We start from the raw sequence: 17,123 nt of genomic DNA, 5'->3' as shown, positions 1-17,123 counted from the left end.
AAAATCGTATAAATTTCCAGAAGTATTTAAAAAATTAATATGTTTCTTTTAATTCAATGCTGCGGACATTCACCTGTCCGTAAGCCGTTAATGGTTCATTTTCGGTGAAACTACTGTTGAATTCACTTAAAAAAATGGAAGATTGGGTATAGCATCCCACCTTAAAATAACCGGTCTGATCCTCCGACAGATAAGTCTTGCTCCAGCTTTCCCCTCTGTCTAAATTCTCAATCCGGCAGGTGATTGAACCATGCGCTACCGTCACTTCCACCTCCAACAGCTCGCCTAATGTATAGGCCAATTCAGTTTCCTCTTTATTGGTTTCATTCCAGATAATGTGTAATCCATGCTTTCGCTCAGAATATTGCACCCGTAAGGGTTCATCTTCCGGGCCATGAATCTGAACCATACACACTTCCGGTTTAACTTCAGGCAGGTGCACCACCCTTAGTTGTGTTTTCAGGTATTGATATTGATGAACGGACCAATAATTATCCCCACCCCCAACGCGTTGGCGTAATTCTGAACGCGGATATTTGGACCCCCGGGTAGTTGCTCCGGCACAATGCGCCATAAAAGCCACCTCCCCATCTTGAACAGTGAAATACGGGTCGTATTGATAATCAATCAAATGATCGTCTTTAATTTCAAAAGCCTGGTTATTTCTCTCCTCTACATGAGCAGCATCACGGCTATCGTTACCGTTTTCATCTACAGGCAGGCTTATTTTCCATTGGGTCAGGGAAGGGATAATATCTGTAGGGAAAACATCCTCTACAGGAATTTCCTCCTCTACTTCATCGGCATAATCAATGCTGAAATCATCCATGCGGCCTTCTGTTTCAAACCAACTTCCCCCAATGGTAATCGCATCAAAATCACCCACAGAAAAGTGAAGGGAAAGTAAAGTATATGAAGTAAAATTACCTTCTATAGTATAATACTGTCCACCCACTTCTGCCCAAAGTTGCCCGCTTCCTTTCAGATAAACCTGCAATACGTAGGTTTCATTCGGACTAATGGCAATTTCCTGCGAAATATATGCCCCTTCCCGAGCAAATTTCACCGCATTCTTTCCGGAATAGGTAATGCTACTGTTATTCACCTCTTGAGATTGCCAGTCCGGGAAATCTGTTTGTTCCAGACCTGCATCCACAATAAACAGATTAATGCGTTCGTTCTCGTCCTCTTCAGCATCTTCCTCATCAGCATCCGGAAGTTCAAGATCCGGAAGCGAGGGAATGGCCAAATTGGGCTCATGACCCACACAGGCCATCAACAATAATGAAAAAAAGAAGAAAACACGTACCGCCATACCAGCTTCTATTTGGAAAAAGGAGTGGGAATTAATCCCACTCTTCACAACAATATGGAAAATGCATTCCCTACGGAATTAAGTATCAATGGTTAAGCAGGAAGCCTGCATAATCCGGATTAATAACCCGGGTTTTGTTTTAACATGCCGCGGCTGGTATCAATCTCGCGTTGCGGAATGGGCAACAACAGAAATCTGGAATTATAATTCAATCCTTCGTCCCGCATAAAGTTGCTGATGGTCATTTCCAGATCACCGGTTCTGATCAAATCAAACCAACGCTGATTTTCATATAAAAATTCCTTACGACGCTCCACTGCCAATGATGGTTTTGAAATGTTGGCTACAGGTGCTAATCCTGCCCGGCCCCGGATCAGGTTCACATACTCCAGACAAGTGGCATCATCAGTCTGGAAGTTATCTCCCAAAAATGCTTCCACATACAATAACAATACATCCGAATAACGAAGAAGAATATAATCATTACCCGACATTCTGATATTGGAGGAACTACTGATGAATTTACCACAACCTTTTCTTTCCCCACGCTGATCAATCACATTGGTGGTATAACGTAAATCCTCGCCATTCAGTCCCGGCGTGGCCTCATAAAGGGCGATCATATTATCAGTGGCATAATTATGGGAGCCCTGCTCATAAAGGAAATAGTAGGAATATTCCTGAGAGTTTTCTGAATTATCATCTTCAAAGGCAATCGGGAACATGATTTCATCCCCCAGACTCTGATAGAAAATATTATGATAATTACTATCCAGTCTGAAATTCCCCCCGGCAATTACGCTCTCCAGCAAAGCCTTAGCTTCGGCATATTGCTGATCCTGAAGCAGGTATTTAGCCAATAAGGTCTGCGCTGACTCCTGATTTACCCTGCCCAGCGGAATAATGTCCCGGCCAGGTAAATTTTCAGCCGCATAACGTAAATCACTTTCAATCAAAGCATAAACCAATTCCGGCTCTGCCTGCCCGTATCCTTCCAGATCCCCTTCAAAAATAATGCGGTCTGCCAGCGGTACACGACCAAAAAGTCTGACCAGATTAAAGTGCATATAAGCTCTTACAAAGCGCGCTTCCGCCTCAAACTGCAACTTTTTATTAGGGTCTACTACATTGTGCATATTTGCCAAAACCAGATTAGCGCGGTAAATCGTGGCATAACAACTTTTCCAATAGTTCGCCACTACGGAATTATATGGCGTGATATTCAGGGTCTGAAACTGCGACCAATCCCCCACCCCGCTTCGGGTAGAAGAATTATCGGTCCGCATTTCCAGTATCGCATATTCATATTGCACTACATCCTGCAAGGCATCATAAATCCCGATTACTCCGGTCTCTACTTCATCATCATTACGGAAATAGTTATCTACTCCCACCTCAGACTCCGGATATTCCGACAGAAAGGCATCACAGGCCACCATACAACCAGCCATGAAGGCCAGCAAGAAAATTCTTATAACTGATTTCATAATATTGAAAAAATTAGAATTCAACGTTAAGACCTACTGTAATGGAACGTGGCATTGGGGCTGCTCCCCGCTGATAACCATAGTTCAATGGTCCCTCGTCGCGAATACCCTCCGGATTGAAGGAAGTGTAACTGTCCGACATGATGTACACTAAATTCGAACCGGAACAATATACGCGGGCAGATTTCAGGCCGATTTGCTCCACCCAACGTGTAGGCAGCATATACCCGACATTGAAGTTTCTCAAGGCAATGAAAGAAGCATCCTGGATGAAGTCATCCGTGAAAATTCTTTCCTGAACCTGATCCCATTCTTCTTGTGGGAAGTAAGCGTTAGGTTCCTGTCCGTACATATTCTGATACTCATAATATTGCGGATCGATATTTCTCACCATACCTCCGTGCGATCCCTGGAACATGAAGGAAACATCAAATCTTCCGATATTAAAGGTATTGGTAACGGCCCAAAGGAAAGTTGGATAAGGCGAGCCCAAAACAGTCCGGTCATTATCATCAATTACGCCGTCACCGTTCAGATCCTGTACATAGGCATATCTGGAGGTAGCCCCGATTGGCCAAAAACCTTCATTCAGGTATTCAAAAGGTACTTTTCCATTATCTCCTTTGGAGTGATCCACTTTAAAGCCGTAGAAAGAGGAAATCGGTAATCCCTGCACGGCAATCCAGTTGGCAGCACGCTTATCATCCACGATCGAAATCAGGCTGTCCACCCCACCGAAGTTCACCAGTTTGTTTTCATTGGTAGAGGCATTGGCCGTAATGGTCCACTTGAATTTATTGGTTACAATAGGCTTTCCACTCAATTCGAATTCAAAACCCTGATTTTGTACCTGACCCAGGTTGACCGTTCTTCTGTCGAAACCGGTAACGGATGGAATTTGCTGTTCCAGCAATAAATCTGAGGACGTTCTTCTATACCATTCCACCGCTCCAAAAACTCTGTTCCCGAAGAAACCGAAATCCAAACCGGGGTTAATTTCTACCTGCTGCTCCCAACGTAAATCCGGCTGGGCAATATTGGCCGGTGCATAGCCGGAGGAAACATTGCCTCCGATGACCGCCCCTACAGGACTCATCCGCTCCAGCGCTTCATAATATCCGATCCCCGAATTATTCCCCGTAATACCATAAGAGAATCTTGGCTTCATCACTGAAATCCAGTTCAGGCCTCTCATAAATGGCTCCTCGGTCATTCTCCAACCCACCGAACCAGCAGGGAAAATACCGTATTTATAATTGGCACCGAATTTTGAACTACCATCGGTACGCATGGAGAAGGATACCAGATACTTATCCATATAGGCATAATTAAATCTGGAAAAAACCGAATGCAGGGTCTCGATGGATTTCACCTGATTTCCATAGGCAATAGAAGAAGCGGCATTCATAGTTTTCACGGCGTCGTTAGTGAAACCAGTACCAATCGTTTCGGTAAATTCATAGGAACGCTGCTCAAAAGACATCCCGACTACTACATTGATATCATGCCCACCGTTGAAGGAACGGTCATAAGTAAAATAGTTATCATTGATCCAGGCAAAATCATCATAAGTTCTGTACTGCAGACGGGCATCGGAGGCACCGTTTCTAGTTGCCTTGGTACCGATATAATAATCTCTTATACGATTTCTATAATTCGCTACCAAGGAAGTTCTGAAGCTCAGCCCCTTCATAATTTTATATTTCAAATAAGTATTCGCATACACGCGCGTTGTTTTTTCCTGATAATCCCGCTCCACTATATTCGCATACGGATTGGAGTTATTGGTCACACTCACATTGGGCAAAGTACTGCCCGGATTATTCGGATCCGGATAATTATTAAAGTGAGATTCCTGGGTATAATCCCCCACTGCCACATAAGGGAAGTTTTCGCGGTCCACATATTGAATGGTATGCTCATCATGAACAATGGGCAACCAGGTGGATTGTCTCAAAGATTCATGCGTTGTGGTTGGGAACACCTGCTTATGCTCACGGGTAGGGTTAAAGTTAAGGCCCAACTCCAGCTTTTTGGATAATTTGGTTTTTAACTTAAAGCGCAGGTTCATTTTGGTATACTCATCCTGTAACAGTACTCCCTGATCATTCAGATAAGCGCCCGAAATATGAAAATTAGTATTGTCGGATCCACCAGCCGCACTTAAGGAATAAGACTGAATATTGCCGCCTGTAAAAACTTCATCCTGCCAATCCCGCTCTTCGCCCTGACAAATTTCCAGCATATGGTCCATCCGGCGAATGGTGGTATTGGCTTTATTATAAACATTGCTCAGAATCGGATCATCGGCAAAGTTTGGATAATTTAATTCTATCTCCTCGCGGTAAGCCTCTGCTGTGGCTTTATTCTCTGCCACTGTCGGACGGAAATCATCTCTTTTATTTACCCATTTACGGCCATAAAAAGAATTAAACGTGTATTTCGTCTCGCCGGATTGTCCGGACTTAGTGGTAATCATGATCACCCCATTACCACCGCGGGAACCAAAAATAGCCGCAGAAGAAGCATCCTTCAAGACTTCAATGGATTCCACATCATTCATATCCAGGGCAGCCATATAATCCGAATCCACCAACACACCATCCACTACAATCGCCGGTGACGAACCCGCCGCAATAGAACCTACCCCACGCACCTGAATGGTTGGGGCTGATCCTGCCTCCGGATCGGTCATCTGAATATTTACCCCGGAAACCTGCCCTATCAGCGCATCGTCAATACGCGCCGCCGGCAGCTGATCCAGCTTTTCATTTTTTACTTTCGCAATGGCACCTGTCAAATGGGATTTTTTCTGTGTACCATAACCTACAACCACCACTTCCTTCAATTCCTCAATATCTGAATCCAACTCCACATTTATGCGGCTTCTGGTTCCCACATACTCTTCCACCTCTGTCATCCCCACAAAACGGAAAACCAAAATGTCATTCTGCGACGCATTAATGGTGTAGTTTCCTTCGAAGTCGGTAATCGTACCAGTGGTGGATCCCTTGATTATAATGTTCACCCCCGGCACCGGCTCCCCGTCTTCTTTAAATGTCACCCGTCCGTTAACGGTGCTCTGCGCAAAAGCGGAAATTCCCACCAGCATCATCAGGAGTAACATGAAGCCATACTTGTTTAAAATTATCCTCATTGTATCTAACTTAGGATTTTAAAAAATATTTATTCTGGTTCATTGACCGGTCGGTCATTCGTTTGAGTTAAAACCAAAACAGCCAATCGCTTTTTCAAAAAAATGTCTGAAAATCGCATGAAAAAGCATGGAGTGCAGGCTTTAACGCTATTGAAATACCGCCCAAAAAAATGATATTGCCAAAAATTAAATCATCCCTGATCTATTAAACCTTTTTTATGGTTGTTGGTAATTGGTATACCAAAAATATAAAAAAATTTAAAAATGCGCTATAAGCCAAAAGCTTTTTTACCAGAAACGCTAATTTTTATTAACAGCCTAAAAGAAATTCAATCAAAGCCAAAAAAGACCTCCTCAGCTTTACTTCTTAAATGAACTAAGAGCGTGTTTAAAAGCACACCATCCGGCTACAAATTCTAATTATTGGAAGTGATTTTGGATCTTTTCTCAACAATAGCGCTGCTATTCTCTCAAAACAATCCGACATCACTTCTGCGATAATCAAATTTTCCCTGCGAATTTTGGCTTTTAAACACGCTCTGAACCAAAGAGATCTTTCTATATCATTTCCCTATCATTCAATTAATTGCTTTTCAACTCACGAATGATCGCAATTGCTTCTGCTGTTTTTTCTTTAATTGCCGTATAATCAAAACCACCATCTGAAGATTTAATCATCAGCTGAGAGCCCATTCCCACACAAAACACCCCTGCATTAAACCAAGCGGTTAGGTTTTCTCTTTCCGGCTTCACGCCACCTGTCGGCATGATGCTCGACCAGGAAAATGGCCCTTTCACCGCCTTGACGAATTCCGGTCCACCGACTTGCTGTCCGGGGAAAATTTTCACCACATCCGCCCCTAATTCTTCGGCCTGAGAAATCTCAGACAAGGAACCACAGCCTGGTGACCAGGCCACTTTCCGGCGATTACATATTTTCGCCATTTCCGGATTCATAACCGGGGAAACAATGAAGTTGGCGCCCAATTGCAAATACAAAGCTGTGGTAGCAGGATCAATGACCGAACCCACGCCCAGCATCATTCCCGGGCATTCCTCCGCCGCCCATTTTACCAATTGCCCGAAAATCTCGTGGGCGAAATCCCCGCGGTTAGTAAACTCAAAAACCCGCGCACCACCTTCATAGGTGGCTTTTAAAATTTGTTTATTTATTTCTAAGTCTGCATGATAGAAAACCGGAATCATTCCCACTTCTGCCATTTTTGCGACTACCTGATATTTTTGAAATCTGGCCATAACTGTAAAATTTGAAAAAATAAGAAAGCACCAAGATGATGCTTTCTCTGAAATACGAGTCAAATATAAACTATCTTTAAAAGCATGTTCAAAGCCTGAACTTGCAGTGCAAATAGGCATTGAACACCTTTTGATGTCTGATTAAAAGCATATTTATAAGCACACCAACCGGCTGCAAATTCGAATTATTGGAAGCGATTTTGGATAATTTCTCAACAATAGCGCTGCTATTCTCTCAAAATAATCGGGCATCGCTGCTGCAATAATTAACCCGAATTATTCACCGCTATATTCATTAATTGATCACAAGTAACTTATTTTCAGTTCTTTAAAACTTATTTTCTTTGATTAATAATAGCCCAAATTGGGGCAAGCTTGCTTTCTCCTCATTCATCTGTTTCGTTGGAAAAAACTCGAAATAGGAAACTATTCCTTCATTTTTTCCGCCTTACAGCTAAACGAGGCTTAAAGCATGAATAATCCGGGTTAAATTTTCACTGCGGATGTTGGCTTATAGATAAGCACTAACGTGCCACACGGCCAGAAGCATCTCCGCCCATCAGCTTCTCTACCTCGTCCACGGTCACCAGGTTAAAATCTCCCTTAATGGTATGCTTTAAGCAGGAAGCCGCCACTGCAAAATCCAGCGCCTTCTGATCATCTTCCGGATAGGCATTCAGACCGAAAATCAATCCGCCCATGAAAGAATCTCCTCCGCCAACACGGTCCACAATATGGGTGATATCATATTTGCGAGAAGACTTGAATAACGTTTGACCATCATAAAGTACCCCTTCCCAGGTGTTATGATTGGCGTTGATAGAACCGCGCAAAGTAGTGATCACTTTCTTTACCTTCGGAAACTGCTCCATGATCTTTTTGGATACCGACAAATAAGCCTCGCCTTCCACGTGACCACCGGTTACATCCACACCGTCAGGAGAAATGTGAAGGGCCATTTCAGCATCTTCCTCATTACCTAAAACCACGTCCGTCAAGGCTACCAAATCAGGCATCACCTCATGACAAGCCTTACCGTACTTCCACAATTTTGCACGATAGTTCAGGTCACAAGAAACCGTAACGCCCATTTCCTGCGCGACAACTAAGGCTTCTTTTAAGGCATCCGCGGCACCCTGAGATAAAGCAGGCGTAATGCCGGTCCAATGGAGCCAGCTCGCATCAGCAAACACTTTTTTCCAATCTACCATGCCAGGAGTGATCTCCGCGATAGCAGAATTGGCACGGTCGTAAACTACTTTTGAACCACGGGCAACAGCACCCGTTTCCAAAAAGTAAATCCCCACACGGTCACCACCCAATACCACGTTATCTACCCCTACATTATAAGAACGTAAACGCTTAATTGCCGCATCACCGATATCATTTTTAGGTAAACGCGTTACGAATTCCGCATTCATACCATAATTCGCTAAGGAAACCGCTACATTGGATTCGCCACCACCATAAGTGGCTTCAAATTCAGCAGCCTGGTGAAAACGCAAATAACCTGGTGTTGCCAAACGCAACATGATTTCTCCGAAAGTGACTACTTTAGCCATAATATTTTTATTTATATATTTATTTATTTATCTACTGATTAGTCCATTCTTATTACCCTTCATCAGGGCTTCCGCTTCTGCCACAGTACATACATTCTGATCCCCCAAAATGAAGTGTTTGATGGTAGAAGCTGCAGTGGCAAATTCCACCGCCTCCTGTTTACTTTCATAGTTGCGTAAACCATAAATCAGGGCGGCCATAAAGGAATCTCCGGTCCCTACCCGGTCCACGATGTGCGTTAAATTATAGGCGGCACTTCGAAAAACCTCAATCCCATCATACAATATCCCCTGCCAGGTATTATGAGAGGCCGAAACACTCCCCCGCGAAGTAAACACTACCAATTTGCAATGCGGGTAGCGCGCCATCATCTCATTGCCGGCTAGCCGGAATTGTTCATCCCCCACTTTTTCCTGCACCACATCTACATCCGGATGCACCCCGGACATGATATCACAATAGCTTAAAAGCTCCGGCATGACCTCTTCTGCACTTTTCCCCCACTGCCAAAGATTATTTCTATAATTATAATCACCGGATATGGTTAAACCCATTTCACGGGCAGCCTGCAAAGCCTCCAGCGTCACCAGATAAGCATTCTCCGACAATGCGGGCGTAATACCGGTCCAGTGAAACCAGCTGGCTCCTTTAAAAACTTCCTGCCAATTAATTTCCCCTGGCTTTATCGTATACATAGAGGAGTTGGTCCGATCGTAGATCACTTTACTCCCGCGATACACCGCCCCATTTTCAAAATAATACAAACCCAGGCGATCACCGCCCCATTGCACATGATCCACTTCCACGCCAAAGCTTTTCAGGGACATCATGGCCCGATCTGCCATATCATTTTCAGGTAATCGGGTCACAAAGCTGACTTTCTCCCCGAACTGTGCCAGTGATACGGCCACATTCGCTTCTGCCCCACCGAAATCAATATCCAGACTTTTGGTTTGTTTCAGGCGGGAATGCCCCTGTGAGGATAAACACATGAGCATTTCTCCGAAAGCAATTATTTTTCCCATAATATTATTGAGGATAAGTTTCTTCCAGCTTAATATATTTTACCGCTACCTCTCCATAGGAACCTTTAGGCTCATCCGTGAATTTCTTATTGATCTGGCTTTGGAATTTGGAGGCCTGCGTGTAGCAACCCACCTTAAAATATCCTGTGGCATCCATGGATTTCCAAACCTTTTTATAATCTTTCTGCTGATCTAAGTTTTCGATATGACAAGTGATATATCCCTTCGCTACCGATACTGAAATTTTAACTCTTTCTCCTAATTTTACCGGTACCGTATTCTCGGTATCTTTATTATCTTCATTCCAAATAATAAATACTCCCTTACCATGGCGATACTGTACACGTAATGGCTCATCCTCCGGTCCATGAATTTGCGTAATACAAACTTCCTGCTTTCCGTCCGGCACATGAATCACCCTTAACTCTGTCTCCAGATACTGGTGATCCTCCATGGACCAGTAATTATTTCCTCCGCCCACTAATTGTCTCAACTCTGCTCTTGGATATTTGGACCCTTTGGTCGTCACGCCATCACAATGACCACGGAAATACACCTCGCCATTCTTCGCATAAAAATACGGACGATATTCAAAATCCATGATATCAGCCCCTACCACTTCCAGAGGGGTCTTCTTACGCGCATCTAAATCCCAGACCCGGGAATTATCTTCTCCCTTGGCATCCACAGGAAGGGTGACCTTCCAACGGTTTAAATCCGGAATAATGGCCGACGGATATTGATGATTTTCATCCAACTCCAAACCGGCTACTTTTAAGGAAAAGGCATCGAAACGTCCCTGCCCTTTGGTATAACGGCCCCCAATCACCACTGATTTGCTTTTGCCACTTTCGAAATCAAGGGTTATCAGTTCATATTCTTTATTTTCAAATTCCTGTTTAAACTCCTGACACTTCACCTTCGCAAAAACTTCTCCCTTGCCCTTTACCGCCACCTGAAGGGTGTAGGTCTGCCCCGGAGTAATGCGGATGTATTGGTCAAAAGAGGCTTTGTCGTCGATTTTCGCTGCTTTATTTCCTGAAAAAGCCACATCTGACTTGGATACTTTTCCATGCAATTCCCAACCGGTGAATTTGGATTCAAATCCCCCATTAATCACTACCGGCTGCGGAACACTCACTTCCGTTTCTGAAGAAGTTTGTTGTACTGAGGCGGCATCCACGCGAAACTGTTGTCCGTCTGAACGCCCTCCAATAATAATATTTTTCGCTTTGCCACTGGAAAAAGGAATGCTTATCAGGCTGAAATCTTTTTCATTGACCACACGGGTGATTTCTTTTCCTTTTATCCGTACAAAGAGGGTACCTTTTCCTTTAGCAGCGATCTGTAATTCATAATCCTGCCGTGGTGCTACCCGAATAAACTGCGCCACTTCCGCGCCCTTGCTTTCCATTTTAGCAGACTTTCCACCTTCAAAAGCCACATCCGATTTGGAAACCTTACCGCTAAGGTCCCAGCCATTCAGTCCGGACTCAAATCCGGGGTTGACCACCATCAGTTTCTGTTGGGCTTTTAGTGTAGGGGCTAAGAAAAAACCTACAAGAAAAATCAATAATAATGCCTTATAATTCTTCATATCAGAAAGCAAAAAACTCAAAATTAACATACCTGAGCTGAGCAGGTATGTATCAAAAAAAACAAAACAAACTAAACTTACACGAAGTAATAATTTTAGAAAAACTACCTCTGAATGTTAAGACTGAAAAGCCCCGGGCTCCTTGTAATCAACCCCCTGATTAGGAAAGGATCGGGCCTCCTACAGCCAAAACAAAAGAGGTAGCTTATCTTTCTGTTAGATTTACCGGATTAGGGTAAGGCTAACAAAATATGTTGAGTAAGAGCGTATTTAAAAGCACAACATCTGGCTGCCAATTCGAATTACTGAAAGCGATTTTGCATCATTGCTCAACAATAACAATGCTATTCTCTCAAAAATAATCTGGTATCGCTTCTGCAATAATGAAATTTTCGCTGGGAGTTTTGGCTTTTAAACAAGCTCTAAAGAATAATTTCCTACCGGCTCTGCACTAACATTACACAACAACAATTTTTTAAGTGCAGTAGGTATTTCATTAATCTCTTTTATGGAGCATGACCAAACTCAATTTTTCAATAAGGGATCCAAAGGATCGATACCGTATTTAATATTACTCCTTATCAAATTGAAGTTTTTAACACGCTCTAAAGGAAGGGCTTAAGAAAACGCCAGACCTCCGTTAATGTCAATATTGTTTCCAGTGATGAAAGAAGACTTATCGGAAGCCAGGTAAACCACCAAATCCGCTACTTCTTCTGCACGGCCTTCGCGGCGCAATGGTGTAGAATTCGCTACATTTACACGTACCTGATCAGCAGTGTGATCATCATGGAATTTTGTAGCAATCATCCCCGGACAAAGCGCATTTACACGAACACCAATCGGGCCTAATTCTTTGGCCATGGCACGTGTGAAAGTCATCACAGCTCCTTTGGAAGTACCGTAAAGAGATGCACCAGGGCCTGCTCCGTCACGACCTGCCTGCGAAGCGAAGTTGATAATCGAACCACCTTCACCCAGGTAAGGACGAACCGCTTTGGTCATTAACCATACGGACTTCATATTCAAGTCCATCAACAGGTTATACCAGTTCTCATCCTGCTCTTCAATCTTTTTACGACCGATAATACCGCCCGCAACATTAACCAAAATATCGATACGCTCACCAAAAGCTTCCACTGCTTTGGTAACGATAATTTCCGCATCATCAGATTTGGTCAAATCACCGGGAACAAGAATCCCCTCACCACCATTTCCTTTGATTTCTGCTAATGTTTGCTGGGCATTTTCCTCGGCACCCTCTTCTGCTGCATAATAGTTCACCACTACTTTTGCTCCTGCGGCGGCCATTTGCAAAGAAATAGCTTTTCCGATATCCCGTGCACCACCAGTAACGATGGCAACTTTTCCAGTCAAGTTCATAATTAAATTATTTATGAGTGTTTATATAATATTCTGATAAAATCAATTCGGTTATTTATGTATTATTCCTCTATGGATTTAATCTTCCTGGCAAACAAAAAGATGGATCCTATTCCCAAAGGAACAAATACTGCAATCATCATAAAGATGTAGTTATAGGAGATTTCCGCGATTTGAGGCACCAGGAAGTTCATCAGCACAACCGACAATACTCCGATTGTTCCTCCAAATCCTGCCAGGGATCCTACTGATTTACCGGACAATAAGTCGGAAGGAATCGTTTGGACATTTCCAATAGCGAACTGAAAACCGAAAAGTACCAGCGCTACAATTCCTACAAAAATCTCAGGCGTATCGGCCAGGGTAATAGTCGCGATCAAACCGGACAACATGATGACCCCACCAATGGAAATGGTTTGCTTCCGGGCACGATCCGTGGAGCTGCCGTTTTTGATTAAATTCCCACTGTAATAACCTCCGACGATAGAGCCCAAAGCAGCGCCAACATATGGCACCCAGGCAAAAGCCCCGATTTCTTTGACATCAAAACCATAAGTATCTGCCAGGTAAATCGGCATCCAGCCCACAAACAACCACCAGATCGGTTCCAGGAAAAAGCGGGACACCAATACGGCCCATGATTCCTTTTTCTTAAGAATTTCAGATAAGGGAAGGGCTTTGGCACAATCATCATTATCTGCCTTGGACTGCCCGTTTTTAATGTATTCTTTTTCTTCCTGCGTCAACCAGGGATGGTTTTTAGGCTCTCCCTTATTGACAATCAACCAGGGCAACACCCACAACATTCCAAGAGATCCGACGATCATGAAGGTGATCTCCCAGCCAAAAGCCACCCAAAGTGCTGCAATGAAAGGAGGCGCCACCACTGCTCCTAAAGAAGCGCCGGCATTGAATAAACCCTGTGCAAAAGCTCGTTCTTTTACCGGGAACCATTCTGCATTGCTTTTGGCGGCACCGGGCCAGTTCCCCGCTTCTCCAAAACCCAAAGTCGCTCTCAAAAACGAAAAGCTGAAAAGGCTGCGGGCAAAGGCATGACAGAAAGATGAAACGGACCAGATTCCGATGGAAATCACGTAGCCGAGTCGGGTGCCGACCTTATCAAATATTTTACCTGAAAAGGATTGTCCCAATGCATAAGCCACCATGAATACATTCAGGATCAGGGCGTAATCATTTTTGGTCAACCCCAGATCTCTGGAGACATCCGGCCACATCATGGCCAGGGCCGAACGGTCAATATAGTTAATCACCGTTGCCAGGGCAATCAGGCCAATGATCCACCAGCGTAAATTTTTTAGTTTAAAACCCGCCTTCCGGGCTTCGGCTTTTTCCTTAACTTCAATCATGGCGCTATTTATTTACCACCGCCCAAATAAGCCGGTTTGGAACCATCCAGAAAATCCTCGCGTACCGGAGAAAAAGTATCAATTAACATTCCATCTTCCAGGCACAGGCAGGAATGCATCACATTTGAAGGAATATAGAAAGAGTCGCCTCCCTTCAAAACTTTCACCTGGTCGCCGATAGTCAATTCAAAAGTACCTTCCACGACGTAAGTAATTTGCGCATGAACATGCTGATGAGGCGTCCCCAAAGCGCCTTTTTCAAAAAGCACCTTCACGGCCATAATGGTCTCATCATAGCCCATAATCTTACGAGAGATACCACCACCCAAAACTTCCCACTCGTTCTCGCTGTCTACAAAAAACTCTTTACTTTGTACCTTTTCCATTTCAGTAATCATTAAAAAAATTTAAAACCCTATATATTTTTGGAAGCGACGGCGCCTTTTTTTTCAGCCTGCTTCAACTCATAAGCCTTTTCTAAGGAGGTATCTTCGGTAATCTCCTTAATATTTTCCCCACGACGAGGGTAGTAGGACTCAATTCTTCCGGAGCTTATCGATAAAATATTATCAATGGTACTCACAGCCCAAAGCGGGTCTTCAAATCGAATAATACGTCCTGAGCGACCGGAATTGTAGAAAAATAAATTATCCACAGTCAGGTGTTGAACACCCCAGAGCATGATCACACTCCCCAATTCTTTATTTCCGACATCCACGAAATCACAATCCTGTACCAATACCAATGGTCCGGTGGTGGATTCATCATTTCCTCTTCGGGTAATTTCCATGGCACCGGTCATCACCTTTTTGAAAGTACAACCTTTTACCAGCACTTCCTCGGCACTGTATCTGCCCATATTATCAGTCTGCCCGTTAATATTCAGGGCAATCCCGGAGATATTTTCAAAATGCGAGTTTTCAAAAATCAATTCATCCGCGAAAGTTCCTTCAAACGCCCGGAATACACAATAATCTGCAGCATCGAAATTTTTGAAAGTACAATTTTTAACCTCCAGTCGATAATGCTGAATCATTGGATCCTTCGAAGTCCGGAGTGCCGCTTTTGAAATCCCCACTTCCGACCTTCCGTTAAAGGCAAAGCCATCCAACAGTAAACTTCCACCGTTTTCTATGGCAAAAAAGGAAGCCTGCTTCGGATTTTCCTTAAAGAACATTTTAACTTCCTGCCCATTTTCAGAAATAATTCTTAACGGTTTAGTGATACGAATAACCTCTTCGAAAGAAATTTCGGCGGAAGTAATTGCAATGGTCGCTCCAACTTCCGCCTGTTCTATCGCACTATTTAAGGACTTAAAATTATCAGCTTTCAATACTTGATTCGAAATTTGCGCTTTTTTAGATAAAGGGGTATACCAGTCCGGCCCTGCCTGCCCTTTAACCACTGGCAATTCAGGTTTAAATGTCTTACTGGTATACAACCCTTTCTCCCCCAATGTATATTGCGCTTTCGCTGGCTTAAAGCCGTGTTGTTTATAGGTCGATCCGTTATTAATATATTCGTTCCCTTTAAAAGTAAAACCGGATATATCATCTAAAACGGTTAAAATTTCTGCCTTTTCGGGATTTACAAAAAGGTTATTTTTAATGGTAATGTGATCAGGCGTCTGGGTACGCTCCCGATCAGAACCCACACACAATTCAATATGCGAACAATTAAAAAACTTATTATTTTCTACCGTAACATCATGCGCCCGAATATAACGGTTGGCCAGAGAATTCGGTACCCCATTCATGATAGGCAAGGCTCCGAAGAAACGTTTCCCCCCTAAATCCTGGAAATAATTATCCTTAATCGTATGCCCGCCATTAATCACACGCACCCCGCCGGCATTGCCTTTACCTTCTCCTAAGAAATAATTTCCGATAACCTGATTCCGATCTCCATGGCGTAAAGCTAACACGCCTTCACAACCCAAAAACACATTATTCTTCACCACATTATCCGAAGACTTAATCGAAACGATCTCCACTTCACCGGAGCAATGTTCAAAATAATTTTGCTCTATAATCGTGTTAGAAGACTTCTCACAATAGGTTGAAACCCCCACTCGTAGTGTTTCACCTCCATTAGAGCCCAATTTAGGGCGCTCGCCAAAATAATTATGATGAATATGGTGGTAATTCTCACGGGACTCCACATTATTCAATTTCACCGCCATTAATACACCGGCATTTAATTTCCCACCAAAATAACAGTGGTCAATTTCATTTTTTTGCCCGTATAATTCTATCCATGAAGTTTTTTCGAAACGATCGTCCGGATTGTAATGATCTATCACCACCTCCGTCAACCGGCAATATTTTGCCACCTGATCCCCTTTCTTAAATTTAACCGCTACACGACCTTTAGCATAGCCATCCCTGAACTGAAGCCCCTTCACCACCAGATATTCTCCGGCGATTTCAAGAGAAGAATTTCCACATAAAACGGTTCCTCCATGAGCTGCCCCCATTAGAACAATGGGGGCTTCAGCCTTCCCCTTGCCTGTAAATGACAGTCTTAAATCTTTCCATTCTCCGGAAGCCATCCTCAGGGTGTCGCCGGGAGAGGCTTGCTTAATTCGTTCCTTTAACTCATCCGCAGAAGTAATGATTCCACCACTATCCACTGCCCCGAATAAATTGAGGTTAAAAGCTAAAAATACTACTAAAAAAAGGTATTTCATATCAGAAAAAATTCTAAAAAATGAATTCTAAAAAAAGTTAGCCATACCTGAGCCGAAAGCCTTATTGGTAATTGGTTAACCAAATATACGATTAATTTTCTTTTATTCATGATGTTTTCATCAATTATTAGAAAACATTTTATTTTTATCCTGTCGGCATCCTAAAAAACAAGCCAACCCACTACTTTTCAGGACCTTAAGAGCGCGAAAAGGGGGATTGCGTCACCATTCTTTTTAGTTTGAATTTAATCATTTTATAATCCCTCCGCTATTTTAACTTCCA

The 17,123-nt window shown here is 43.3% G+C and carries 11 protein-coding genes; all 11 read right to left on the bottom strand.

Translation table 11 applies throughout. From position 1 onward, the window contains the following. Positions 1-34: 34 nt before the first annotated feature. The 11 genes from AAA970_RS22895 to AAA970_RS22845 all read right to left on the bottom strand — a co-directional run bounded on the left by AAA970_RS22895 (position 35) and on the right by AAA970_RS22845 (position 16,840). The gene (locus AAA970_RS22895) at positions 35-1,315 is read right to left on the bottom strand and encodes a polysaccharide lyase family 7 protein (RefSeq protein ID WP_338239210.1); all 1,281 of its coding nucleotides are present in this window, start codon (positions 1,313-1,315) and stop codon (positions 35-37) included. Between the two features lie 119 nt (positions 1,316-1,434). Further along, entirely contained in the window at positions 1,435-2,802 is a 1,368-nt protein-coding gene (locus tag AAA970_RS22890) for a RagB/SusD family nutrient uptake outer membrane protein (protein ID WP_338239209.1), read from the bottom strand. Positions 2,803-2,815: 13 nt separating this feature from the next. Further along, positions 2,816-5,959, bottom strand: a complete 3,144-nt coding sequence (locus AAA970_RS22885) for a SusC/RagA family TonB-linked outer membrane protein (protein WP_338239208.1) — start codon at positions 5,957-5,959, stop codon at positions 2,816-2,818. Between the two features lie 582 nt (positions 5,960-6,541). Continuing rightward, positions 6,542-7,216: a bifunctional 4-hydroxy-2-oxoglutarate aldolase/2-dehydro-3-deoxy-phosphogluconate aldolase gene (locus tag AAA970_RS22880; protein ID WP_338239207.1), complete on the bottom strand. Its 675-nt coding sequence runs from the start codon at positions 7,214-7,216 to the stop codon at positions 6,542-6,544. A gap of 524 nt (positions 7,217-7,740) precedes the next feature. Then, positions 7,741-8,778: a PfkB family carbohydrate kinase gene (locus AAA970_RS22875; protein ID WP_338239206.1), complete on the bottom strand. Its 1,038-nt coding sequence runs from the start codon at positions 8,776-8,778 to the stop codon at positions 7,741-7,743. 27 nt (positions 8,779-8,805) lie between these two features. Then, positions 8,806-9,804, bottom strand: coding sequence for a PfkB family carbohydrate kinase (locus tag AAA970_RS22870; protein ID WP_338239205.1), 999 nt, complete (start codon positions 9,802-9,804; stop codon positions 8,806-8,808). Positions 9,805-9,808: 4 nt separating this feature from the next. After that, on the bottom strand, positions 9,809-11,401 hold the full coding sequence (locus AAA970_RS22865) for a polysaccharide lyase family 7 protein (protein ID WP_338239204.1): 1,593 nt from the start codon (positions 11,399-11,401) through the stop codon (positions 9,809-9,811). Positions 11,402-12,019: 618 nt separating this feature from the next. Continuing rightward, positions 12,020-12,784: a glucose 1-dehydrogenase gene (locus tag AAA970_RS22860; protein WP_060689950.1), complete on the bottom strand. Its 765-nt coding sequence runs from the start codon at positions 12,782-12,784 to the stop codon at positions 12,020-12,022. A 62-nt stretch (positions 12,785-12,846) separates the two neighbouring features. Beyond that, positions 12,847-14,151: an MFS transporter gene (locus AAA970_RS22855; RefSeq protein ID WP_338239203.1), complete on the bottom strand. Its 1,305-nt coding sequence runs from the start codon at positions 14,149-14,151 to the stop codon at positions 12,847-12,849. 8 nt (positions 14,152-14,159) lie between these two features. Further along, positions 14,160-14,549 carry a cupin domain-containing protein gene (locus tag AAA970_RS22850; protein WP_338239202.1) on the bottom strand — a complete coding sequence of 130 codons (390 nt, stop codon included), beginning with the start codon at positions 14,547-14,549 and terminating at the stop codon, positions 14,160-14,162. 17 nt (positions 14,550-14,566) lie between these two features. After that, on the bottom strand, positions 14,567-16,840 hold the full coding sequence (locus tag AAA970_RS22845; RefSeq protein WP_338239201.1) for a polysaccharide lyase 6 family protein: 2,274 nt from the start codon (positions 16,838-16,840) through the stop codon (positions 14,567-14,569). Positions 16,841-17,123: the final 283 nt, after the last annotated feature.

Origin of the sequence: Persicobacter diffluens (assembly GCF_036244895.1) — a bacterium.
In the GTDB taxonomy this organism is placed as follows: Bacteria; Bacteroidota; Bacteroidia; order Cytophagales; family Cyclobacteriaceae; genus Persicobacter; species Persicobacter diffluens.
Note: the sequence above shows the minus strand (reverse complement) of the source record. Positions and strands in the feature narration are given on the sequence as shown.